At 29.5% G+C, this 25,108-nt stretch carries 22 protein-coding genes and 1 pseudogene; 4 read left to right on the forward strand and 19 right to left on the reverse strand.

Going from position 1 to position 25,108, the window contains the following annotated elements:
- Positions 1-4 precede the first annotated feature (4 nt).
- Entirely contained in the window at positions 5-1,201 is a 1,197-nt protein-coding gene (sucC, locus tag Q4586_RS03560) for an ADP-forming succinate--CoA ligase subunit beta (protein WP_068704350.1), read from the forward strand.
- Positions 1,202-1,394: 193 nt separating this feature from the next.
- Here sucC and Q4586_RS03565 read toward each other — a convergent pair whose 3' ends face one another.
- The 16 genes and pseudogenes from Q4586_RS03565 to Q4586_RS03635 all read right to left on the reverse strand — a co-directional run bounded on the left by Q4586_RS03565 (position 1,395) and on the right by Q4586_RS03635 (position 19,939).
- The gene (locus Q4586_RS03565; RefSeq protein WP_068704817.1) at positions 1,395-2,582 is read right to left on the reverse strand and encodes a putative outer membrane beta-barrel protein; all 1,188 of its coding nucleotides are present in this window, start codon (positions 2,580-2,582) and stop codon (positions 1,395-1,397) included.
- Positions 2,583-2,698: 116 nt separating this feature from the next.
- A complete protein-coding gene (gene uvrB / locus Q4586_RS03570; RefSeq protein WP_303526362.1) occupies positions 2,699-4,687 on the reverse strand; it encodes an excinuclease ABC subunit UvrB in 1,989 nt (662 codons plus the stop codon).
- A gap of 230 nt (positions 4,688-4,917) precedes the next feature.
- Positions 4,918-8,205, reverse strand: coding sequence for a T9SS type B sorting domain-containing protein (locus tag Q4586_RS03575; RefSeq protein WP_303526365.1), 3,288 nt, complete (start codon positions 8,203-8,205; stop codon positions 4,918-4,920).
- A gap of 44 nt (positions 8,206-8,249) precedes the next feature.
- Positions 8,250-8,855, reverse strand: a complete 606-nt coding sequence (locus tag Q4586_RS03580; RefSeq protein ID WP_068704344.1) for a T9SS type B sorting domain-containing protein — start codon at positions 8,853-8,855, stop codon at positions 8,250-8,252.
- A 204-nt stretch (positions 8,856-9,059) separates the two neighbouring features.
- Positions 9,060-9,254: pseudogene (locus tag Q4586_RS14035) on the reverse strand (FIDD domain-containing protein); the annotation flags it as partial.
- A complete protein-coding gene (locus tag Q4586_RS03585) occupies positions 9,235-11,097 on the reverse strand; it encodes an FIDD domain-containing protein (protein WP_068704343.1) in 1,863 nt (620 codons plus the stop codon). The pseudogene Q4586_RS14035 and the gene Q4586_RS03585, both read right to left, overlap by 20 nt.
- A 50-nt stretch (positions 11,098-11,147) precedes the next feature.
- A complete protein-coding gene (locus tag Q4586_RS03590) occupies positions 11,148-11,996 on the reverse strand; it encodes an ABC transporter permease (protein WP_068704342.1) in 849 nt (282 codons plus the stop codon).
- A gap of 10 nt (positions 11,997-12,006) precedes the next feature.
- Positions 12,007-12,906, reverse strand: a complete 900-nt coding sequence (locus Q4586_RS03595) for an ABC transporter ATP-binding protein (RefSeq protein WP_068704340.1) — start codon at positions 12,904-12,906, stop codon at positions 12,007-12,009.
- Positions 12,907-13,027: 121 nt separating this feature from the next.
- Positions 13,028-13,726, reverse strand: coding sequence for a response regulator transcription factor (locus tag Q4586_RS03600; protein ID WP_068704338.1), 699 nt, complete (start codon positions 13,724-13,726; stop codon positions 13,028-13,030).
- A 10-nt stretch (positions 13,727-13,736) separates the two neighbouring features.
- Positions 13,737-15,302, reverse strand: coding sequence for a sensor histidine kinase (locus Q4586_RS03605; protein WP_068704337.1), 1,566 nt, complete (start codon positions 15,300-15,302; stop codon positions 13,737-13,739).
- A 109-nt stretch (positions 15,303-15,411) separates the two neighbouring features.
- Positions 15,412-16,002, reverse strand: coding sequence for a dephospho-CoA kinase (gene coaE, locus Q4586_RS03610; RefSeq protein WP_303526374.1), 591 nt, complete (start codon positions 16,000-16,002; stop codon positions 15,412-15,414).
- On the reverse strand, positions 16,002-16,925 hold the full coding sequence (locus Q4586_RS03615) for a CdaR family protein (protein ID WP_303526377.1): 924 nt from the start codon (positions 16,923-16,925) through the stop codon (positions 16,002-16,004). The genes coaE and Q4586_RS03615 overlap by 1 nt, the downstream gene beginning before the upstream one ends.
- Before the next feature lie 81 nt (positions 16,926-17,006).
- A complete protein-coding gene (gene yajC, locus Q4586_RS03620; RefSeq protein ID WP_068704329.1) occupies positions 17,007-17,315 on the reverse strand; it encodes a preprotein translocase subunit YajC in 309 nt (102 codons plus the stop codon).
- Positions 17,315-17,782 (reverse strand): DUF1573 domain-containing protein, encoded by a 468-nt coding sequence (locus Q4586_RS03625; RefSeq protein ID WP_303526382.1) that lies wholly within the window; start codon positions 17,780-17,782, stop codon positions 17,315-17,317. Before Q4586_RS03625 ends, yajC begins: the two co-directional genes overlap by 1 nt.
- A gap of 40 nt (positions 17,783-17,822) precedes the next feature.
- Positions 17,823-18,761, reverse strand: a complete 939-nt coding sequence (nusB, locus tag Q4586_RS03630; protein WP_303526384.1) for a transcription antitermination factor NusB — start codon at positions 18,759-18,761, stop codon at positions 17,823-17,825.
- 77 nt (positions 18,762-18,838) lie between these two features.
- On the reverse strand, positions 18,839-19,939 hold the full coding sequence (locus Q4586_RS03635) for a Glu/Leu/Phe/Val family dehydrogenase (protein ID WP_303526386.1): 1,101 nt from the start codon (positions 19,937-19,939) through the stop codon (positions 18,839-18,841).
- A gap of 162 nt (positions 19,940-20,101) precedes the next feature.
- On the opposite strand from Q4586_RS03635, the gene Q4586_RS03640 reads away from it, so the two are divergent.
- Both Q4586_RS03640 and Q4586_RS03645 read left to right on the forward strand, forming a co-directional pair.
- The gene (locus Q4586_RS03640) at positions 20,102-21,856 is read left to right on the forward strand and encodes an ABC transporter ATP-binding protein (protein ID WP_303526388.1); all 1,755 of its coding nucleotides are present in this window, start codon (positions 20,102-20,104) and stop codon (positions 21,854-21,856) included.
- 81 nt (positions 21,857-21,937) lie between these two features.
- The gene (locus Q4586_RS03645; RefSeq protein WP_068704318.1) at positions 21,938-22,312 is read left to right on the forward strand and encodes a PUR family DNA/RNA-binding protein; all 375 of its coding nucleotides are present in this window, start codon (positions 21,938-21,940) and stop codon (positions 22,310-22,312) included.
- Positions 22,313-22,425: 113 nt separating this feature from the next.
- Here Q4586_RS03645 and Q4586_RS03650 read toward each other — a convergent pair whose 3' ends face one another.
- Both Q4586_RS03650 and Q4586_RS03655 read right to left on the reverse strand, forming a co-directional pair.
- Positions 22,426-23,478, reverse strand: coding sequence for an isochorismate synthase (locus Q4586_RS03650; protein ID WP_303526390.1), 1,053 nt, complete (start codon positions 23,476-23,478; stop codon positions 22,426-22,428).
- Between the two features lie 5 nt (positions 23,479-23,483).
- Positions 23,484-23,900: a PaaI family thioesterase gene (locus tag Q4586_RS03655; protein ID WP_303526391.1), complete on the reverse strand. Its 417-nt coding sequence runs from the start codon at positions 23,898-23,900 to the stop codon at positions 23,484-23,486.
- 57 nt (positions 23,901-23,957) lie between these two features.
- Between Q4586_RS03655 and Q4586_RS03660 the strand changes: the two genes are divergently transcribed.
- Entirely contained in the window at positions 23,958-24,446 is a 489-nt protein-coding gene (locus Q4586_RS03660) for an IS1096 element passenger TnpR family protein (protein ID WP_068704312.1), read from the forward strand.
- Positions 24,447-24,516: 70 nt separating this feature from the next.
- On the opposite strand, the gene Q4586_RS03665 is transcribed toward Q4586_RS03660, so the two are convergent.
- Positions 24,517-25,101 (reverse strand): Crp/Fnr family transcriptional regulator, encoded by a 585-nt coding sequence (locus Q4586_RS03665; RefSeq protein ID WP_068704813.1) that lies wholly within the window; start codon positions 25,099-25,101, stop codon positions 24,517-24,519.
- Between the last annotated feature and the right edge of the window lie 7 nt (positions 25,102-25,108).

Below are 25,108 nucleotides of genomic sequence, written 5' to 3' on the forward strand. Positions count from 1 at the left end.
TCTAATGAACTTACACGAATATCAAGGTAAAGAAATATTAAACAGTTTTGGAGTTCGTATTCAACGCGGAATTGTTGCAAATACACCAGAAGAAGCTGTTGAAGCAGCAAAGAAATTAACAGAAGAAACAGGTACAGGTTGGCACGTAATAAAAGCTCAAGTACACGCAGGTGGTCGTGGAAAAGGAGGTGGTGTTAAGTTGGCTAAAAACTTGGATGAGGTAAAAAGTATTTCTAATGATATTTTAGGAATGATGTTAATTACTCCTCAAACATCTGCAGAAGGAAAATTAGTAAATCAGGTTTTAATTGCTGAAGATGTATATTATCCTGGTGACTCTGAACCAAGTGAATTTTATATGTCGGTTTTATTAAACCGTGCAACTGGTAGAAATATGATTATGTATTCTACAGAAGGTGGTATGGATATTGAAACGGTAGCTGAAGAAACACCTCACTTAATTTTTACAGAAGAAATTGATCCAGCTTTAGGATTAATGCCTTTTCAAGCACGTAAAATTGCTTTCAACCTAGGTTTAAGCGGAGGAGCATTAAAAGAAATGGTAAAATTTGCTACGGCATTGTATACTGCTTACATCAAGTCAGATTCAGCAATGTTTGAAATTAACCCAGTGTTAAAAACATCTGATGATAAAATAATGGCTGTTGATGCTAAAGTTACTTTAGATGAAAATGCTTTATACCGTCATAAAGATTATGCCGCAATGCGTGATATTCGTGAAGAAAATCCTATTGAAGTAGAAGCAAAAGCTGCTGGTTTAAACTATGTAGATTTAGATGGTAATGTTGGATGTATGGTAAACGGAGCTGGTTTAGCAATGGGAACTATGGATTTAATTAAGCAGGCAGGTGGTGACCCAGCTAACTTTTTAGATGTTGGTGGTACTGCAGATGCACAACGTGTTGAAACTGCTTTCGGAATCATCTTAAAAGATCCTAACGTAAAAGCAATTTTAGTAAACATTTTTGGAGGAATCGTTCGTTGTGATCGTGTTGCTCAAGGTGTTGTAGATGCGTACAAAAACATGGGAGACAAAATTAATGTGCCTATTATTTGTCGTTTACAAGGAACAAATGCTAAAGAAGCAAAAGAATTAATTGATAATAGCGGAATGGAAATTATTTCTGCTACTGAGTTTCAAGAAGCTGCAGATAAAGTTGCTGAAGTTTTAGGAGCGTAAAAAATTAGTTTTTAGTTAAATATATTTAGAAAAAAACCTCACTTTTAAAGTGAGGTTTTTTTGTTGGTTATTATTTTTAAGATTTGTTATGTGTAGTATGTAATTTAGCAAATAAATCACATATCAAAAGTTCTTAAAAACTTTCCTAAGGTTAGATTAGTAATTAATTTTATAAAGTATTATGGTGTGTTTTTTAAAAAAAGGAATACCCAAATATTACTGAAAATGTATTATAATCAGAACTCCAAGCAATATAATCACTTAAAACTTCCCTACTTGTTTGATATCTCAATTCCAGACTATACTTATCATTATACCTATAACCTATACCAAATGCGAAGTTATTTCTTGTTTTGATTTCTAAATCTGTTCCAATACTATAATCAACAATGGAATTATTACTGAAATCAAAAATGAATGAACCATTAACGAACATTTTTGAGTTCTCATTTAAAAAAAAATAATGCCTTATACCAACGGGTATTTCAATTGATTTATAGTCAGCTTTAACATTACGATTTCTTGTTTCTTTTTCCGACTTATAATATTGATAAGTTGGCTCGATTATTAATGACCATTTATTTTTATTAAAAGGCATAATAAATTCTGCCTCAATACCAAATCGAAACCCGAACTCATTATCAAAATCTGTATCTCTAGAACTATAAATACTATTTTGAACTGAAAGAGAAGAATTATTAAAACCAGGTCGAATACTTAAATTAAATAAGTCTTTTTTCTGTTTTTCTTCATAATTGGTGTTTTTTTCACCGTTACATTCGTTATATTCTACAAAAAAATCAACTATGTCATTTTTTTGATAACTTAGATTTTCAACTTTGTTTATTTTCAAATTTGGACATTTTAGGTTATTCCAAAGTTGATTCTTAAACCTATTATTCTTACCAATTTGATTATTCGGAGTTTTGTAGGATTTGAAAATTAATTGTTCAATAGCCGAATTTTCTTTGTTAAAAAAGAATCTTCTCAAATTTCCATCTTCTAATAGATACAAGTTTGCTTTACCTTCAATTAATACTTTTAAAAAAAGTTTCTCTTCTTTAAATATAGGGTTTCTATCATAACTTAATTTTTTGATATCCTCACTGGACCTATCAATATTTACAATGCTCCTGACGTATTTTGAAATATTATTAATACCAAATTCTTTAATTGATTCTATAGTTTTTTTTTTCGATTCGCTATTTTCGGATAGTTTATATTCAAATTGAGTTGGATTATTTTTCCAATCAATATTTTTGATTAAACAATTGGTTTTTTGATTACTGTTATCAATGTAATATCCTTTCTCAAAAGAAATCTGTGAATAACAATTAAAACTTAAAATAGTTATTAAAAGGAATAAGAGTTGTTTTTTCATTTTCATTTTTAATTAGTTAATTTTGTCTAAATGTTAAGATATCCATTATTTCAATGATGGATATCGTTCAATTACGAAGTTACTTGATTTTACTTTAAGAATCAATCCAAATATTTCTACAAACTCTTCCTTAAAACTGCAATTTCATCACGCAATTGTGCGGCAATCATAAAATCTAAACTTTTGGCAGCTTCTTCCATTTGTTTACGTTTGGCACGAATACGTTTTTCTATTTCTTCTTTTGGTAAGTATTCTAAATCTTGTTCAGCAGCTTTTTGTATAGCATTGTCATACTGATAGGTAGCTGTGGTATCTTTAGAAAGTGTATTGTCTAATTTTTTATTTATTTGTGTAGGTGTAATTCCGTTTTTAGTATTGTAGTTAATTTGTTTTTCACGCCTACGGTTGGTTTCGTCCATAGTTTGTTGCATACTGTTGGTAACTTTATCAGCATATAAGATGGCGAGTCCGTTTACATTTCTTGCGGCTCTACCAACAGTTTGTGTAATAGATCGATGGCTACGTAAAAAACCTTCTTTATCGGCATCTAAAATAGCCACTAGCGATACTTCAGGTAAATCCAATCCTTCACGAAGTAGGTTTACACCAATTAAAACATCAAATATACCTTTACGTAAATCTTGCATTATTTGCACACGCTCTAAAGTATCAACATCCGAATGTATATAACGACAGCGAACCTGTATTCTGGTTAAATATTTAGCCAATTCTTCTGCCATTCGTTTGGTTAAAGTGGTAACCAAAGTACGTTCATCTTTTTCTACACGAATTTGAATTTCTTCTATTAAATCATCAATCTGATTTAAACTTGGTCGCACTTCTATTACAGGATCTAATAATCCGGTAGGGCGAATTACTTGCTCTACAAAAACACCTTCAGTTTTTTGTAGTTCATAATCAGCAGGCGTTGCAGAAACATAAATTACTTGGTTTTGTAACAATTCAAATTCATCAAATTTTAACGGTCGATTATCCATTGCCGCAGGTAAACGGAATCCGTATTCTACTAAATTCTCCTTTCTACTTCTGTCACCACCATACATAGCATGTGTTTGCGGAATGGTAACGTGGCTTTCGTCAATCACCATTAAATAATCTTCTGGGAAATAATCTAACAAACAGAACGGACGCGTACCGGGATCTCGACCATCTAAATAACGAGAATAATTTTCGATACCCGAGCAGTAACCTAATTCACGAATCATTTCTAAATCGAATTCGGTACGTTCTAACAATCGTTTGGCTTCTAGATGTTTACCAATTTCTTTAAAATAATCAACCTGTTTTACCATGTCTTCCTGTATTTTATGAATTGCATTTTGCAATACATCAGGCGAGGTAACAAACAGGTTTGCAGGATAAATAGTTAGTTCGGTTAATTTTTCAATTATTTGGTTGTTCTCTATATTAAAAGTTTCAATTTCTTCAATTTCATCACCAAAAAAATGCACACGATAACCGCTATCTCCGTAGGACGGATAAATAGTAACAACATCACCTTTTACTCTAAAAGTTCCGCTTTTTATTTCGGTTTCAGTTCTAGAATACAAACTGGTAACCAATTGGTGTAAGAATTTTGTGCGTGAAATTTGCTGATCTACTTCAATCGGAATTACATTTTTCTTAAACTCATTCGGATTTCCGATACCGTACAAACAAGAAACTGATGCAATTACAATAATATCTCTACGTCCCGAAAGTAGGGAAGAAGAAGTACTAATTCGTAAGCGTTCTATTTCATCATTTATAGATAAATCTTTTTCGATAAAAGTACCCGTAACAGGAATATAGGCTTCTGGTTGGTAGTAATCATAATAAGAAACAAAATACTCTACAGCATTGTTCGGGAAAAATTGCTTAAACTCAGAATATAATTGAGCAGCTAATGTTTTGTTATGTGCCAATACCAAGGTAGGGCGATTTACTTCGGCAACAACATTGGCAACCGTAAAGGTTTTACCAGAACCAGTAACACCCAATAATGTTTGGTGTTTCTCGTTGGAATCTAGTCCGTTTACTAATTGTTTTATTGCTGTAGGCTGATCGCCGGTAGGTTTAAAATCTGAGTGTAATTCAAAGTCCATACAACAAAAATACGGATAGTTTTATTGATATACTATTGATGATTTGTTGAGATTTTACTTATGGTTTAATTGTGATAATTATAAATTTTACGATATTTTATTGGAGTAAATATCATGAATTATTAAAAATTAAAAAGAGTTGTACAATTATTTTTGATAATTTATCATAAAAAAACCTAACGAAAAATATTCATTAGGTTTTGTGTGAGTCATTAAAAATAATGTTGCACTTATTTTCTTAAAAGAGAAAAATGCCCTTGATGTTGGTGAATTTTACCTTTTCGGTCAACTAAATAAATTTTAAACCAGTAATCATTAGATGGTAACAATTTGCCTTTATAGGTTCCATTCCACCCCTGATTATCAATAGGAATAATAGCTACAATTTTACCATATCGATCAACAATTGTAATGTTACTTGAAGGATAAAAACTAGAATTAGCTCCTTTAATTTTCCAAGTATCATTTTTTCCATCTCCGTTTGGGGTTAAAAATTTAGGATATTCAATAACTGATATTTCTATAGTGGCATCGGGCTGACATCCATTTTTATCTCTAACAAAAACAGTATAAAAACCTCCTGAAATGTTATCAAATAAAGGTTCGTCTTGAAAACCTGTTATATTGTTATCTTCATCAGTAATAGCAAACTCGTAATCACCAATTCCTAAATTTTGATTTTCAGTAATTATTTTAATTGAATAATTATCTAATCCACTATTATTTGTGTCGTCAACAATAACAATATCATCATTTGTTAAAGTTGGGTTTATAGATTCATTTACTACAATTTCTCTACTTCTTTTACAACTAGTTCCGTCTTGCATAGTTGCGGTAACAACATAGGTTCCGCCTACTGTAACGTCATAAAAAGCATTGGTACTTAAAACAGTAGGGTTGCCTTTTAGTGTCCATTCATAACTATAAGTAGCATTAGGATTTATAGGTTCTAATCTTGTTTGAGGATTATTTAAACATACAATAACAGGACTATATACTATGAAATCTGGCAACGGATTTATGATGATGTTAAAAGTTAAATTGTTATTAACACATGAAGTTTTATCATTTTTAACCCTAACATATATCGTTTGATTGTTTGCAGTATTTTCATATTTGTTTTCATCAAGTGGGTTTGCTCCCGACTCAACATCCGATAAATTTTCATGAAAGGTAACGGTAAAATTACTGTGTTCGCTTGTAGGATAGTTTACAAGTATTTCTGTTGTTTTATTTTTAAGTGTAATATCTCCGTTTATTCCGTTAGCATCATCTAAAAAAGAGTCTGATTTATTATCACAATCTGTATAATTTGTGATATTTAAAGGAATAAGAGGTTCAGGATATATCACTAATTGTAAAGTAGCAATACCATATCTACAATTGGTGTTTTTGTTAAGAATACTAATATAAATTAATTCAGTTGCTGGTGCGTCAGTTGAAAAATCAGCAGGAAAGTTTGTGTGTGCAGGATCGTTAGTGTAATTTGTTTTATTGAGAGGCGACACTCCATCAATAGCATCTTGGTTAGTTCTGTGATATGTAATTTCAAATAAGGCAGGGTCTCTACCATTAAGAACATCGATATCTCTTTCAGATAAATTAATATTTTGCACAATTCTATTTCTAGAATCGCCATCACCTGATGTTATAACATCACAAATTTCTAGGTCAGGAATAGGGTTTGTTATAACTGGTAAAGGATTTATAATGATGTCAAAAGTTAGGTGGTCATTAAAACATCCGGTATCATTATTCTCAACACGAACATAAATGGTTTCTATATCTCTTGTTTGATTTGTATAATTGGTATCATTTGAAATGGGAGCATTTCCAGAATTAGCATCAGTAGGGCTAGTATGAAAAGTAACGGTGTAATCTGATGGTGCTTGTGAAGTTCCTAAAATATTATTAACACTATCTCTTAAATTGATATCAATGTTTTTACCATCATTATAGGTTCCACTAGCAAAGTCATCACAATACTCAAAATTTGCAACATTATTAGCAACAGGTATTGGCTTTACTTCAATAGTAAAGCTTCCCAAGCCTTCACAATTGTTGTTTGTTTTATCAATTATTTTAACATATAATGATTGTGGGGTGGTTGCAGGTATATTTTTATTACGGTAATTAGAAATATTAGTTATATTGTTAGTTACAGCGTCTCTATCAGCTATGGTTTCAAAAATTAAAACCGTTAAGTTGGCTCTATTAGCAGCAGGGAAAGTAGCTTTGATGTCAGGTTCAACAGAGCTTAAGTCAAAATTGGTAATTCCGTCAGTATCACTATTGCTAGCAGTATTATTTCCATCAGCATCTAAATAATCATCACAATTAGCAAATTCTTTAGGATAAATAACATCGGCTTGATAACCTACCGTAATTTTTATTTCAGATATTTGAGAACAGCCTTTATCAGAAATTGTTCTAACCCAAATAATATCTCCATCAGTAACAGGATGATTTGTTTGGTTGGTTATTTCGGCTGTATCGTTTATAGCGTCATTTTTAGTAGGGTAATATTTAAAAGTTTCATTTATATGATTGGTTGAGATATTTGTCTCTGCTAAAGTTAGGTTAATATTTGTGCTTAAATCAGTATCGGTATCGCATTGATTTAAGGTAATATTGGTTGTTATTGGAAGTGGTAAAAAATTAATAACAACATCGTCAGTAGCTTTATTACCTAAATTATCAGTAATTATACTTTTGTATGTTCCTGAAAGATTGTTGTTAATACTTAAAGTAGCATTGTTTTCTCCAGTAATTGTTGTAAATCCGCTACCAGTATCTACTTGCCATTCATAATTAGTAACGGTTCCAACGGTAGGGGTACCATCTAAAGTAACAGTAGTTCCATCACAAATATCTTGATCAGGACCTAGCTCTCCAGAAACAATTGAGCAATCAGTTGTTCCAGCACCAATTCCAGCATAATTAGTTTGTTCTAGTTTAATTTTACCTGTACCATTATCAAAGTTTGTTATTAATAAAATGTAAAACTCACCTGCTTGCGCATTAGTAATGGTAAAGTTTTCTCTACCAGAACCAGAATAACTACAATCAATAATATTGGTGTTATCTAAATTATTAGTGTAAAAAACAGGAGAGAAAACATTATCAGGACACGGTATTGAATTTCCACTACTATCTAAACATTCTTTAGCTAAGGTTGTACAGTTAGAATCTGAAGTAGAAAAAGGTCCCCAAGCTGCAAAATCAACATCAAGAGCAGATCCTATAGGGTTACCACTTGCATCAAAATCGGTAGATTGAATAATTTCAAACTCTAAATTTCCGGTTGATTCCACTTTAATATAAAACCAAGAAGGGTTAGGGGTTGTATATAAACAAGCAATATTACCAGTACCAGAAGTGTTTGTTGTATTGTTAAATATTTTTACACCATTATTATCCGAACACATAGGCTCAGAAGTGTCACAAGTAGTACCACCGTCTTGAGAGAGAATGATTGAAGGAAATAAAATTAATAATAAAAAAATGATTTTTTTCATAGCGAGAAAAATAAAAGTTTTGAGGAGGTAAATATAAGTCTAGTTTATTTTTTAAGAAGAGAAAAATGACCATTTTTTTCACGAACTAGACCATTGACGTTAATTAGTTTTGCGTTATACCAATAATCATTAGATGGTAGAACTGTACCATTGTATGTCCCGTCCCATCCTGTTGAGTTTTTATCAGTTATTTTTTTAATTAATTTTCCATATCTATTAAAAATTTGAACGTTGACAACTGTATAATAGTTATTATTAATGCCTAAAATATTCCAAGTATCATTATACCCATCGTTATTTGGAGTAAAATGACGTTGAAAATAAATTATAGAAATTTGGTTAGAAGATGTAATTCCACATCCATTTCGATCTCTGATTGATATAGTATTTAAACCAGGAGGGATATTTGTGAAAGTGTGAGATAAGTTTTCTTTTCCTTTTACAAAATCACTAAGATTTGTACTGTTTAAAGCATATTCATAATCACCAATACCATCTATAGTAATTTCAATTTTATTATTGTTAAGTATATCGTTGTCATCAACAGATGTTATTTTTACAACTAAAGCTTGGTTAGATTCTTTTACAAAAAAAGTATTATACCCTATGTAAGGGTTGGTTATATTAGGGTGGTTTCGATAAGCTTCCACTTTATATTCTCCCGCAGAAGTAGCATTATGTATAGCTGATGTTTCACCAGAGATTAAGATATTGTTTAAATACCATTTATAAGTGTCAGTAATAATACCTGTATCAGCGTTTAATAAAACAGTTTGAAGTTGAGGATTTTTTCTAGGGTTATCAATACATAAAATAGTTTCACTTAAATCACCTTGAGGAGTAGGTAGTTTTTCAACAAAAATTTTAAAATTACCTACCGCTTCACAGGAATTAACCCCTTTATTTGAAATTCTTACGTATATATCTGAGTTGTCCGTAAAAAATTCATCTTCGTATGGCGGTAAAATTTGATTTATTTGTAATGAAGCATCTTCAGGAGTACGATAATATTGAAAATCATGAGTTATTTCAGATAATGCTCCTAGAATTGGTTATTATTTGTTGGGTTTTTAATGAAAAATCAAAAATACCATTATTAGAACCAATACTAAATTGTGCATTTAAGGTTAATGCACTTTCATCTAACTCGGGAATATATTCATTGGTATAAGAAGTTAAACCAGTAGGGTTTACCTGTAAGTTGATTGTTGCTGTTTGATAACAATTTGTTATGGTGTTTGTAGCTCTTACTACTATTGAATGATTGATTGAAACACTATTTGTATAATTTGTTTTATTTAAAGGTGACAAGAAATTATTATCTGATGTTTCGAAAAAATCGAATAATATATTTGTAGTATCGTTTACTAAATTATTTTCTAAATGTTGAAGATTAAAAGAGGTAAACCCATCAACAGGGTTGCTGTCAAAATCACATTGAATATAGGTTGGTATATTGTTAATAGTAGGTTTAGGTTCGAAATAAATTTGAACTTTTCCGGTAAATGTTTTTTTACAATCTGAAGTAGATTCTATTTTAACTTCATATAATCCACTACCAAAATTGGTGCTATCAATTGTTAATGATCTGGTTGTTGCAATTTCAGCCCCATCTTTATACCAAGTATAGGTATCGGTAAGATCATTTTTTTCAGGTTCAATCTCGTAAGTTTCTCCAATACAGAATATTTGAGTAGCATTGGTTAAAATTTCGTTTGTTGCTTTGTTAACTATATTTACTGGAGCAAAAAAAGACTGTATAAAAGGAGGCAATCCTTGTGATGATATTGCACCTTCTAAAAAAACAGCATTTGGATTAAATATAATGTTTGCGGCTGCATCTTCTGGATTTTGAATAGCTCCTAAGTGTGTTTTATCAGGTATTGAAGCGTAAATTTTTCCATCCGGTCCTAACTGTAAAGCTCCTCGGTATCCAATACCTGACCAAACAGTTGTTTTGGAACTCGATATATTTGTATTTAATAAATCGTATTGAAGAATATTAAAAGTGCCAGAGTTTTGTTTATATGTAGAGGTGTATAATTTTGTTGAATTTTGTGAAAACTCTACTCCATAAGGGCTTCCGTCTGAATGTCCATTGGTTAGAATTTGACCGTTAGAGGTTATTTTTCCAGTAATATTATTAAAATCATATAAAACAAATCGACCACTTTCGTCATTTGTATAATCAGCTAACGCTATTTTAGTTCCATCAGGAGAAGCTTTTAAATAACCTCTTTTATCGTTTAAAAAATATGATGATAATGAAATAACTGGAGCAGTATTTTTTACACCATCTTTATCAATTTTATAAGCATAAAAAGTGTTTTGTACTATAGAAAGAATCCAAAATTCGGTACAGTTTTTTCCTTGAACTGCTGTTACTTTTTCTGACCAAGTTAAATCTTTTCCATCAGAAAGGTTTATTGGTCCATTAGTGATTTCACCTCCATCTCCTTTTGATATATCAATTGTATAAAAATTAAAACCAGGGTTAGTAGGGTAGGTGCTATTGTTTCCAACATAATCTGTTCCTACTGTAAAAATGTAATAAATGTCTTTATTTTCAGGGTTTGGAACAATTAAACCTGATTGTGTACTTGAAGGATTTCCTTGTAAATTATTAGCAAGTGAACCACTTGAATATTTCATTAATTCATGGTTCTTTGTCCAAACATTTATTCCATCTGAATAAAACAAAAGATTTCCGTTTTCATCAGCAATAGAAGAACAACCTTCATCGGTATTTAATAATCCATTATTTAAAGAAGTAACAATGTTATTATTAAAGTTTATCCCAGCATTCCTTCCAAAAAACCAAAAATTAGCTTCTTTTTGACTGTGTATGGTAAATGAGGTAAATAAGACTAATAATAATAGTGTTTTCTTCATTGTAGAAGTAATTTATGTTATGATAAAACAGCTAAACTACTTAATACCCCCTATAAATCTCTTTTTTTTAACAAAAAATATGAAGCATATATAAAAATAGATATCCAAACAAGAACAATTACAATATTAAGAAAACTAACAGTATAATCTTTCGTGAAATTTTCACCTATTTGATTTGCTACAGATTTAACAGCACCTAACCTTGTAAAGGGTTCTTTAATTAAGTTTGCCATTGCTTCAAGCGGAAAAAATTGCATGATTGAGTTTACAGCTTCTTCAGTGCTTGTTTTTAAATCTTTAAATGTCCAAAATAAATACCCTTTAAAAATGCTTTCTATAATTAACCACACAATCATTGCGGCAACAGCAAAGGCAGATCTTTTAATTAATATGCCTAAAAATAATCCGAAAGAAAAGAAGCCTACTAGTTTAATAAAAAAAGCAACTAAGTAACTTAGATTTGAGAAAATTATTGAAAGTTCATTAAAATCAGAATATAAAGCACCTAATATTAATGAAATAACAAAAACAAAAAGAGTTGATACTAATGCAAAAACGATTACGGTATAAAATTTAGAAAGGATAAATTCTTTTTTACTTAAACCATCAATTAAGTTTTGTTTTAAGGTTTTGTAACTGTATTCATTTGCCATCATAGATACTATTACCAGTAGTAAAAAAAACTTAAAAATGGCTGCCATATAGGTGTTAAAGTGCCAAATGTATGGAAAGTTAAAAATACCTTGGTCTGCTAAATGAAATTTTATAGGGCCGATATCAAATTTGATAGCAGCTATTAATGCAACTGAAGTTAGTAGTGCAAAATAGATGATTGAAAGTATTTTACTAGCTTTATTGTATCTTAATTTATGAAATTCTATATATAAAAGGCGTAACATAATAGTTGAATTAGTTGTTGTTTGTTAAATCTAAAAATTGTTGTTCTAAGCTAAGTTTACGCTTAACTAAATGCGATACAATTACTCCGTTATCATATAAGTATTTGTTTAATTGTGATGCTGAAATTTCGTTTTCTAAACGGGCAGTAACTAAATCTCCTTCAACATCAACAGTGGCAATTTCATAATAGTTTTTTAAAACATTAACTAATTTATCAATATCGTCATCGGTTTTTACTTCTATAACTCCGTTTGAAACAACCATGTTGTCTACACTACCGCTGTATAGTTTTACTCCGTTTCTAATAATAAGAACGTGGGTACAAACTTTTTCTACTTCATCAAGTAGGTGAGATGCTAATAAAATAGTAGTTCCGTTTTTGGCAATATTTTTTATGATTTGACGAATTTCGTGGATTCCTTGCGGATCTAATCCATTGGTAGGTTCGTCTAAAATTAATATTTCAGGATCGTTTAACAAGGCCGATGCAATTGCCAAACGTTGTTTCATCCCTAAAGAATAGGTTTTAAATTGGCTGTTTCTTCTTTCGTAAAGGTTTACTATTTTAAGTTTTTCTTCAATTTTATCAGCTGAAACCCCTTTTATTTTACAAATTAATTGTAGGTTTTGAACTGCTGTCATGTAAGGATAAAAGTTTGGACGCTCAATAATAGCTCCTACTTTTTTTAAAGCTTCATGTGTAGATAACTTTCCATCAAACCAACTAAAATTACCAGATGTTTTGTTTACTACATTTAAAATAATACCTAAGGTGGTTGATTTTCCACTTCCGTTAGGGCCAAGAATACCGTATACATTTCCTTTTTGAATATCAAAAGATAGATTATTTACAGCATGAACTTTACCGTATTTTTTATCGAGGTTTTTTATTGATAAAATGGTTTCCAAATTTTTCGGTTTTGTTGATTATAGATATTAGACGAATGACAAAAATTATTGTTACAATTTATAAAAAAGAAAAGACTTCCAATAAAAAGGAAGTCTTTAGTTAAAAATTACTTATAAGGTGTTATATTTTTTCAATTAATCGAAAGCCTTCACCGTGAATGTTAAGAATTTCAACATTTTCATCAGCCTTTAAATATTTACGAAGCTTAGCTATATATACATCCATACTACGAGAAGTAAAGTAATTATCGTCTCTCCATATTTTTGTTAATGCTAATTCACGTGGCATTAAATCGTTTTTATGAACGGCTAACATTCGTAATAATTTACTTTCTTTTGGTGAAAGTTTTTGAGCTTCTTCACCTTTAAATGATAAATGTCGAAGTTTTGAGTTAAAATCAAATCCACCAATCTTAAATTCAAACTCGTCTGAATCACTAGATTTTTCGTTTTCCTTACGTTGTAAAATTGCTTTTATTTTGTGTAATAAAACTTCAGAGTCAAAAGGTTTGTTTAAGTAATCATCAGCACCTACTTGGTATCCTCTTAAAACATCTTCTTTTAATGTTTTGGCAGTTAAAAAGATAATAGGGACTTCTTTATTACTAACACGAATATCTTGCGCTAAAGAAAAACCATCTTTACGAGGCATCATAACATCTAAAATGCATAAATCATATTCACCATTTTTAAACATAATTAAGCCGTCGATACCGTCTTTAGCATGTGTTACATTATAATCATTTAAAGCTAAATAATCTTTAAGGACTGTTCCAAAATTTGGATCATCTTCTACTAATAATATTTTTTTACTTCCCATTTTCTTTATTTTATATTAATGGTAATTTTACTGTAAATAAGCTTCCTTTACCTTTTTCACTTTCAACATGAACGCTACCTTGGTGGCTGTCTATAATTTCTTTTACATAGGCTAAACCTAAACCATGGCCTTTTACATTATGTATGTTTCCTTTATGTTCTCTATAAAATTTATCAAAAACATATTTCTGAGCATTTTTACTCATTCCTATTCCTTCATCTTTTATTTTAAAGATAAAATATTTGTTAGTACTTTCTGTATATACATCAATTTTAGGTGCTTCACTGGAGTATTTTAAAGCATTTTCTAACATGTTTACAATTATATTTGTTAGATGAAATTGATTACCTAATACTTCGGTTGATATTGCTTGAAAATGTGATGTTACACTTCCTTTTTTATCATCTACAAGTAACTGAATATGTTCAATAGCTTCTTCTATTGTGTCGTGCATATCAGTAGCATCCTTACTTATTTCTATTTGATTTTTTTCTAATCTTGAAATTCGTAATACATTTTCAACCTGACCATGCATACGTTTATTTTCCTCACGAATCATTTGTACGTAGCGTTTTACTTTATCTTGATCTGCAATTATTTTAGGGTTTCTAATAGCATCTAAAGCTAAATTAATAGTAGCAATTGGTGTTTTAAACTCATGTGTCATGTTATTAATAAAATCTGTTTTTATTTCAGATATCTTTTTTTGACGTACTAGTTGATACAATGATGTTGAAAATGCTGCAATAATAATACCAATAAATAATAATGAAAGGCCTAAAATTTTCATCATTCCTGATAATAAATTTTTACGTTCATTAGGAAATTTTATATATAACTTATATTTGCTATTACCATTATCATCTTTAAACAAAGGGTAGCTAGCGTCTTTTGGGTGTATATTAAAATATCCAGATTTTAACTGTGTTGCTAAACCATCTTCATAAACGCCATACTTAAAACTTTGCGTTATGTTCATTTTAGCCAATTCTTCTTGTATTGTAAAGTTTAGTTCTTTGTTGCTGATGCGCTGATTAATAGGGTATAGTCTATTTCGTTGGCGCAACATATTTTCAATTAGTTGCCTGTTAAATTTAGGGTAATTTTTAAAAGTTGAAAAACTATTTTCTTCGGTAAAAGAATTAAAATCATTGTTTTCAGCCTTGATTACCTGCGAAAAATAAAAGTCTTCCTTACCAGAATAACGCTTTAAAACTATTGAGTCATTATTTATAAAATCTCCTGGCATTTTTATACTTTCACCTAAAATGGTAGTACCAAAGGTAAATTTTCTTTTATTAGTGGTGTCTATTTGTTGAAAAAGATAAGTGGTTATTTCGGCATCAGAAACAAATTTTTTATCTTTAAGAAACTCCTGATTATTTTGAAGAAATTCAGAGTACTCTCTATCTTTTATCCTTTCAGAAGTTCTAGCCAATGCAATTGTAACGTTGTTGTCAAATTGTTGCTGTTTATTCTTTATAGCATCCTTAATCCAATAAATTTGAACAGAGATGATTCCTATTAAAGAAATACTCATTAAAACAACAATAAGAATAAAGATTTTTTTACCCATTATTCAAAAATAAATCAATAAAATGAAGGGATATTCTCTTTTAACTTAGATTAACAGAGTTTGTGTAAAATTAAGATAATTTTAAGATAAATTATTAAGAAACTATAACTTATTTAATATTTTTTGTTAAAATATTATGAATACGTAATGTTTCTTGTTGAGATTTAGTAAATGTAAGGTTTTCAATGATGTAATGAGATTGTAATGTTTTTTTTTCTTGATCCCATTGATTTTTAATTCTGTTTTTAACGGCTTTTATTGTAGTGTTATCTCTTTTTAAAATACGTTGAACCCTGATGTTTTCAGGCGCGGTTACAGTAATTATTTTATCACAAAAAGTATTGCTTCCATTTTCAAATAAAATCGCATTCTCATATAAAATGTAATCTTTTTTGGAGTTTTCAGAAATGAAATCTTGAAAATGATCATTTACAACAGGGTGTACAATACTATTTAAAATAGTTAGTTTTTGTTTGTTGTTAAAAACAATATTGGCTAAATATGGTCTGTTAAGTTGGTTGTTTTTGTATACTTCTTCTCCGAATATTGAAATTAATTGTATTTTTATCTCTTCAGAAGCGTTCATTAATTTTTTAGCTTCATTATCAGCAGTATATATTGCGATGTTTTTAAATTGTGAAAACATCTTTACAATGGTAGACTTTCCGCTACCAATACCACCTGTTATACCTATGACCATTATTTATGTATTAAAAAATCTATTTTTTTGGGACTTACTCTTATTTGAGTAACAAAATTTGGTGCTTCTACTATTTTGGGGGTTAAAAAAGAGGCCTCATTATTTTTAACTTGGTTGTAATCACATACAACTTTAAAAAGACTTGGGTTTACTTTATTAAAATTTTTTAATCCAACTTTATAGGTTATCTTGACTTTCTTCGGGAAAACATTTATTCCTTTAGGAGCATTTTTTATTAAAATAGGAATTTCAGTTTCTCCTTCAGTAAATTTATCAACGATAATATTTACTTTCACATTGCTAATAGTTGCTTTAATGTTTTTAGGCACATTAATTGTAGTATTTATTGTAGTACTTTCAGAAACATTTTCAAGCTTTATACTTTGTAAATTCAAAAAGTTAATTTCTTTTAATAGCGATTGTTCTCCTGAAATTAACACTGAATCTGGGTTTAAATTTATAGGTTTTGCTAAATCATGACCAAGTTGAAAAGTGATGTCTAAATCGGTTTTTATAGGTACTTTTTTAGAGTGCAAAGTTCCTATTTTTAAAGGTATTGTATCTCTTTTAGTGCTAATTAATTTTATGCCTGATTTTAACTGATCCTGTATTTCTGTTTGTATTTTTTTTGTTAAAAAATAATAGTCAGTAGCTTTTTTTTTGTTTATTTTTTTTAAATCTAACCTCAAAGCATTACTTGTTAAATTTGTAGAAATCAATTTAAAACCACTGCCTTTTACAAGCAGGATTATTTTTTTTATAGGAGTGGCTATAATTGTTTTATCAACAGGTAAATTAGTATATACTGTATCTATTGTTATTTCAGTTGTATATTCTTTTGAAAGGTTTATTAGCAGCCAAAAGAAAACAGAAGCTAGTAAAAAGCCAAAAAAGGTTTTAGGTATGTTTAATTTTTTTTTCAAAATGATCAATATATTGCAATCTACATAAAAAACAAAAAAGAGCGCTAATTAGCGCTCTTTTTTTATGATAAAATACTTAGGTTATTTTTTAACCTCAGTATTGTATTTTTTGCTTAATTCCATAGAAATGGCTGAGCGTTCAAATTTTATTTTACCTGCGCCGGTTTCAATAATAATGGTATTGTCATTTTCATTAATTTCAACAATTTTACCATGAATACCACTACTTGTAACTATTTTGATACCCTTTTTAACAGTTGTTTGAAAGTTTTTTTCATTTTTTTGACGTTTCATTTGTGGGCGAATAATCAAAAAATAAAAAACACCAATCATGGCTACGAACGGAAGCATGTTCATAATGCTTTCTTGTGTGCTTGCTTGTAAAAACATTATACAGCTTTGTTTTTAGGAGTTACCATACCAGAAATTTTTAAAACTTCTCTTCCTTTTTTAGTGTTAGTAGTTAAGGTAATAGACTTTGATTGCCTGTTTGGTTTACCGTTTGTGTTAAAACTAACTTGAATTTCGCCTGTTTTACCAGGTGCAATAGCTTCTCTAGGCCATACAGGTACCGTACAACCACAACTAGCTTTTGCATTTGTAATAACTAAATCAGTTTTACCAGTATTGGTTACTGTAAAAGTTGTTTTTACAACTTCACCTTCGGTAACAGTACCAAAGTTATACTCTTCTTTATCAAAAGAAATAGAAGCTGCTCCTGCATTAATAGATACATCTCTTTTTTCAGCGTTTTCTATATTTTCTTTTTTTACTTTAGATGCTGCATTTCCATTACCACAAGAAACAAATACTCCTGTTAAAAGAATGAATGCAATTGCTACTGCTATTTTCTTCATTTTACTATGTTTTAATTTATTTGTTGTAAAAATAATAATTTTATAATAAACCTCTTCCAATTTTAACCATCTTATCAGAAGCTAAATAGTCTTTTGATAGTTTGTCTAAAACACCGTTAATAAAATAACCACTTTTATTGGTTGAGTAATCTTTGGCTAGTTCAATATATTCGTTAATACTTACTCTACTTGGTATTGATGGGAAATGTAAAAATTCGGTAATTGCCATTTTAATAATAATCATATCAATATCGGCAATTCTATCAGCTTCCCAATTCGGAGTTTTATCAATAATATCTTCTTGATATTTGTGTTTATTTAATACTGTTTTTGTAAATAAATCCCCCACAAATTGTTTGTCTTCACTGTCTTTATATAAGCTTCCTAAAATAAAAGGATTTTGTATTTTTTGTTTGTTTAATGATTTAACAATCCAAGTATTAACAAAAGGGATATCATCTACCCAAGAAATCATTTTATCTTCAAAATAATCTGCTAACTTTTCATTAGGAGCTATAATTTCTTTAAAAAAATCAATAATAAAAGCACGGTCTACATTGTATGAATCTTCTATAGTATCCATATATTTTAAATACAAATCACTTTTTTGTAATTCATCTAAAATGATACGCACGTATTCATTATCAAGTTGCCAAAAGTTTAAGTTGTTTAGTTCAACATATCCTTCAAGGCTAACGCTCTCATTAAGTTTATTAATAAGTTTGTTATTGATAAATTTTTCGTTAGGATTTAATTCTTCTTTTGTTGCAAGTATTTTTTTCTTAGCTAGTAATGCTCTTTTGTTAGCTAATTTTTGAACTTCAACTAATAACTGAAGATTAAGTACGTATAAATCATACATTTTTTGAATACTGTGTTTTAAGAATTTTTCTTCTTTTACAATATCATCACTCTGCGATTGCTGCATTGCATAAACCGACTGCATTACCTTAACTCGAATATGTCTTCTGTTAATCATTTTAAAGAACTTTAAAAAAAAGAGCGATAGAAACTATTTCTAACGCTCTGCAAAAGTAAAACTTTTTTATTTTTTATCTAGCTATTTTGCTCTTTTTTACGAGCGTCAATTCTTGCTTGTGCAATATTAAAAGCAGCTTGATGTGTTGTGATGCTTTCTTTTTCTGCTAAGTTAAAAATATCTAAAGTTGTATTATAAATATTTTCAGTTCTTTTTAGGCTTTCAGCCTTGTCATAACCAGCAACTTCAGCATAAACATTTATAATTCCACCAGCATTAATTAAGAAATCAGGTGCATAAGCAATCCCTTTTTCTCTTAACAAAGTACCATGTTTTAATTCGTTAGCCAATTGGTTGTTTGCTGCACCAGCAATAACCTTAGCTTTTAATTGTGAGATACTGTGGTCATTTACCGTAGCACCTAAAGCACATGGAGCATAGATATCAATATCTAATCCGTAAATGTCATTACCTAATACTACGTTTGCGCCGTATTTTTTACTTAATTCTTCTAAACGGGCTTCGTTAATATCGTTTAATATTACTTGCGCACCTTCATCAGTAATGTGTTTTACTAAAGTTTCTCCAACATGTCCAACACCTTGTACTAATACTTTTTTACCATCTAAATTTTCTGTTCCAAAGCGGTATTTAGCAGCAGCTTTCATTCCCATGTAAACTCCATAAGCAGTTACTGGAGATGGATTTCCAGACCCACCAATAGCTTCAGAAACACCTGTTACATGTGGAGTAACTTCACGAATAATATCCATATCACGAGTTTCCATACCAACATCTTCTGCCGTAATATATTTACCGCTTAAAGAATTTACATACTCACCAAATTTACGCATTAACGCGTCGTTTTTTTGAGTTTTTGCATCTCCAATAATTACAGCTTTACCACCTCCAAGATTTAATCCTGTAATAGCAGATTTATAAGTCATTCCACGAGATAAACGTAAAACATCGTTAAGAGCATCCCATTCACTTTTATATTGCCACATTCTAGTACCTCCTAAAGCAGGTCCTAAAGTTGTATTGTGAATACCAATTATTGCTTTTAAACCAGTATCTTCGTCGTTACAAAAAACGATTTGTTCGTGATTGTCAAAAGACAATTGACCGAATACTGGGTCGTTTTTAAGATCTTTAGTATCAATGATTTCTGATGTCATTTGTTTTGTTTTTTTATTTGAGAGTGTTTTAATAATCTCAAAAATTAGAGTACAAAAATATGAAATCGTTAAAACATAAGCAAAAAATGATAGCTTAATTATGATGTCTTTAACAAAAGGTCTTTATTTGTATGAAATTTTAACTTAAAAATAATTTTTACATTGAAAGCATTAAAATACCTTAATAAGTACTTTATAAAATATAAATGGCGATTGTTATTGGGGATATTAATTACAGTGTTAGCAAAGGTTTTAACGCTTAAAATTCCAGATTTTGTTGGTGAGTCACTAAATGTAGTTGAAGATTATCAATTAGGAAAACTAACTGATTTATCTGAAGTGAAATCAATTTTGTTTAATAATATATTATTGATAATAGTGGTAACTTTATTAGGTGGTTTTTTTACTTTTTTAATGCGACAAACTATTATTGTAATGTCAAGAATGATAGAGTTTGATTTAAAAAATGAAATTTTTGAACAATATCAGCGTTTATCAATTAACTTTTATAAAAAGAATAGAACGGGTGATTTAATGAATCGTATAAGTGAGGATGTGTCTAAAGTACGTATGTATTTTGGACCTGCAATCATGTATTCTTTAAATATGCTGGTTTCGCTTATAATTGGTTTTAGTCAGATGTATGCAATTTCACCAAAGCTAACTTTATACACCATGATACCGTTTCCTATTTTATCAGTATCTATTTTTGTGTTGAGTAAACAAATTAATAAAAAAAGTGTTGTAGTTCAGCAATACTTATCAAAATTAACCACATTTAATCAAGAGTTTTTTTCAGGAATTAATGTAGTAAAATCACATGCAATTGAAAAAGCTGTTATTTCTTCATTTGATGAAATAGCTGACCAAAGTAAAGATAAAAATATTGAGCTACATAAAATTCAAGCTTTGTTTTTTCCATTGATGATATTGTTAATAGGTATTAGTAATATTATCGTATTATATATAGGTGGTAAACAATACATAGCAGGTGAAATACAACTAGGTGCTATAGGCGCATTTGTAATGTATGTAAATATACTTACTTGGCCAGTAGCTGTGGTTGGTTGGGTAACATCGATGGTGCAGCAAGCTGAAGCTTCGCAACAAAGAATAAATGAGTTTTTAAAACAAGTTCCTGAAATTAGCAATACTGAAGATATTGAGACAAAAGTTGAAGGAAATATTGAATTTAAAAACGTTTCATTAACTTATGATGACACCAATATTACGGCTTTAAATAATGTGAGTTTAAAAATAAACAAAGGAGAAACGTTAGCTATTTTAGGAAAAACAGGAAGTGGAAAAACGACTATTATAAATTTAATTTCACGTTTGTACGATGTTAGTGCAGGAGCTGTGTTAATTGATGGTAAAAATATTAAAAATTGTAATTTATATGATGTAAGAAATCAGATTGGTTTTGTACCACAAGATCCTTTTTTATTTTCAGATACGATTCAGAATAATATAAAGTTCGGAAAAGAAAACGCAACAGAACAAGAAATTATTCAAGCTGCTAAAAATGCGGTAATTCACGAAAATATAATAGCCTTTAAAGAAGGATATCAAACCATTTTAGGTGAAAGAGGGGTTACCTTATCAGGAGGCCAAAAGCAACGAACTTCTATCGCAAGAGCGATTATAAAAAATCCTAAAATTTTAATTTTCGATGATTGTTTATCAGCAGTTGATACCGAAACAGAAGAACAAATTCTTTCTAATTTAGAACGTGTATCAAACGAAAAAACAACAATCATTATTAGTCATAGAGTTTCATCAGCAAAAAATGCCGATAAAATTATTGTACTAGATAAAGGTAGGGTTATTCAGCAAGGTGTTCATAATCAATTAATAAAAACAGCAGGTTATTATAAAGAGTTGTATGAACAACAACTTTTAGAAAAAGAAATGTAATGTTTCGTATTGCCAAATCAATTATTTTGTTAGATTTGTTGAGCAATTTTAAGTAAACAATTATTATTTAAGAATAAGATTATGAGTGAAAGGGAGAGAGTAGAACAAGAAGAGATTTTTTCACAAGTTTTAAGAGCAGGTAGAAGAACTTACTTTTTTGATGTAAGGTCTACCAAAGCAGATGATTATTATTTAACAGTAACAGAAAGTAAAAAGTTTACACACGATGATGGATCTTTTCATTATCAAAAACATAAAATTTACTTATATAAAGAAGATTTTTCAGATTTTAAAGAGATGTTAAATAAAGCTACTGATTTTATTGTAAACGAAAAAGGATCAGAAGTAATAAGTGAGCGTCACCAAAAAGATTATAAAAAAGAAGAGGCAATAGAAGAGGTAGAAAAATCAGCCTCAGCTGAAAGTTTTACAGACGTTTCTTTTGATGATATATAGCAGAGAAAACTGTTAGTAAAATTAAATAAACGATTAGTTTATATTTTACTAAAAAATCAATTCAAATTCAATTTACACAAAGAAAAGCATTAACCTTATTAGGTTGATGCTTTTTAATTGAATAGCACTTTTTTCATCGTTTTTGTTTTAGCGACGGTTTCATTCCATTCATTTTTAGGGTTGCTTTCTTTGGTTATTCCGCCACCTACAAAAATATAAGCAGTGTTATTTTTAACTTCCATGCATCGTAAATTTACAAAAAGTTCAGAAGTGTTTTTATTTTGACTTTTTAAATTTAATTCTCCCAAAAAACCAGTGTAGTATGTTCGGTTGTAGTTTTCATTATTTAAAATAAAATCTTTTGAAGGTTTTAAAGGTAAACCACAAACAGCTGGAGTTGGGTGTAGTTTTTTTATTAAAACAGTGGTTGTAGTTAACAATTCGCCAGAAATTTGTGTTTTTAAATGCAATAAATTACCTGCTTTAATAGTTTCAACAGCACCTTTTGTTATTTTTTTGCAAATAGGTGCTAATTTATCGGTAATATAATCAGTAACAAATTGCTGTTCAGTTATTTCTTTTGGTTGCCAATTAACTTCTTTATTGACTTCATAAACCTGTGTTCCTGCCAACGACATTGTTTTAAAATTGTTGCCCTTAATTTTAACTAAAGTTTCAGGAGTAGCTCCTAACCACATGCCAACTTTAGGGTGAAACCATAAATAAGTAAAAGCATTTGGGTAGTTTTTAAGTAATTTTTTTAAAGTTATTATTGGGTTAAAATCAGTTAAATCAATAGCTTCTTTCCTTGATAAAACCACTTTTTTAAATTGCTTATTATCAATAGCTTTAATCCCTTTTTTAATTAATTCAATATGTTTTTCTTCTGATGAATTGTTTGGTTTAATTTGATTCTTTTCAATGTAATCAAGAGTTGTAGTTATGTTTTCTTCAAAAAAAAAGGATTGATTTTCTGGGAGTAAAATAGCATCATGTTTATCGTTAAAAGGAGCAAAAATAAAGCCGCTTTCATCATATTTATCCGAAGTAAACAACGTATCATTTTTTTGAAACCATCCTTTTAAAATTGATGAATTTGGTTTACAATAAACAACAAACGGAAGTTGATTATCGAGTGCTTTTTTTATGTTTAAAAATATATTCAATCTAATTATTTTTTATCTAAAACAATATTGGTAATCTTACATAGAGAAATTAAATTATTATTTTCATCAACAATTTTAACTTCCCATAAATGCGTTGTTCTTCCTTGGTGAACTGCTTTAGCAGTAGCAAAAACCACTCCTTCTTTTTTACTTTTTAGGTGGTTAATACTTAACTCAATTCCTTTTACAATTTTAGTTGAGTCGTTTAAAAAAAAAGCTGAAGCAGAGCTCCCAACAGTTTCAGCTAAAGCAGCTGTAGCACCTCCATGTAAAATTCCGTAAGGTTGATGTACTTTTGAGTTTACAGGCATTTTTGCAGTTAAAAAATTATCGCCAACCTCAGTAAATTCAATCTGAAGTGTTTCCATCAATGTATTTTTGTTAAAACCGTTAAGTATATCGAGAGATTTTTGTGTATCCATTTAATTAAAAATTATCATTCAAAAATACGTATTTTTGTGGCGACAAAAAATGATAGAATGTATAAAGTACGCGTAATTTTAGATACCAAAGAAGATGTTATTAGAACCTTAGTTTTTGATGAGGTTAAATCGTTAGAAAATTTACATTTTGATATTGCAAAATCATTTGGTTTTAATGGGCAGGAAATGGCTTCTTTTTACCGTACTGATGAAGATTGGAATCAAGGGGAGGAAATTCCATTGTTTAACATGGCAGAAGCTGGTGAAGGTGTATCAATGGCAACTTGTATTTTAAATGAAACACTACCAAATATCAATGATAAATTGATTTATGTGTATGATTTTTTACAAATGTGGACGTTTTACGTTGAAATCGTAGAACAATCAGATGAGGTAGTTACCGAATCTAAAATAATTTTAACGGTAGGTGAAATTCCTGATGAAGCTCCTGAAAAAGAGTTTAAAGCAACAGCAACCGATGATTTAGAGGATGACTTTAATGATGATTTTCCAAGTTTTGAAAATATAGATGACTTTGATTTTTAATGAAGAGTTAGTTTAATTTTTGTAATCATTAAAAAAGCTCCTTGTTTTAAATAAAACAAGGAGCTTTTTATTATATGTTTTTGTTATTTAAAATACGTTTTCTTATTCTACTTAAAGCTTCAGGAGTAATACCTAAGTAGGAGGCAATCATATACTGTGGTACTCTTTGTGTAACCTTAGGCCTCTCTTTCACTAAATTCTCATATCTTTCTTTTGGGGTGTTTAAAATAAAAGAAGCTTTAATATCACAAACAATAATGTATAAGTTCTCAGCTAATTTTTTACCAAAAACCGTAAAGTTAGGTATAACTTTATAAGCTTCATCAACTACTTTCTTATTAAATATAATTACAGTACTATCTTCAATAGCTTGTAAATAGCTAAGTGAATTTTTTTGAGTAAGAAAACTACTATAATCTGTACAAAAGTTTTTCTCAAAGAAAAATTGTTTACTGTATTCTTGTCCATCAACACTATAAAAAGACCTAAAAGCACCTTCATTAATAAAAGCAACAAAATCACACACTTTTCCTTGTGTTAGTAAAAAATCATTTTTAGCTATTTTTTTTACGACGGTATTAGTCTTGATAAAGTTCGCAGACTCTTCGCTTATAGGGATAAATTGCTTAAAGAAATCAATAACTTGTTTATGCATGGTTGGT

The organism is Tenacibaculum soleae (assembly GCF_030549005.1).
GTDB classification, from domain to species: Bacteria; Bacteroidota; Bacteroidia; order Flavobacteriales; family Flavobacteriaceae; genus Polaribacter; species Polaribacter soleae.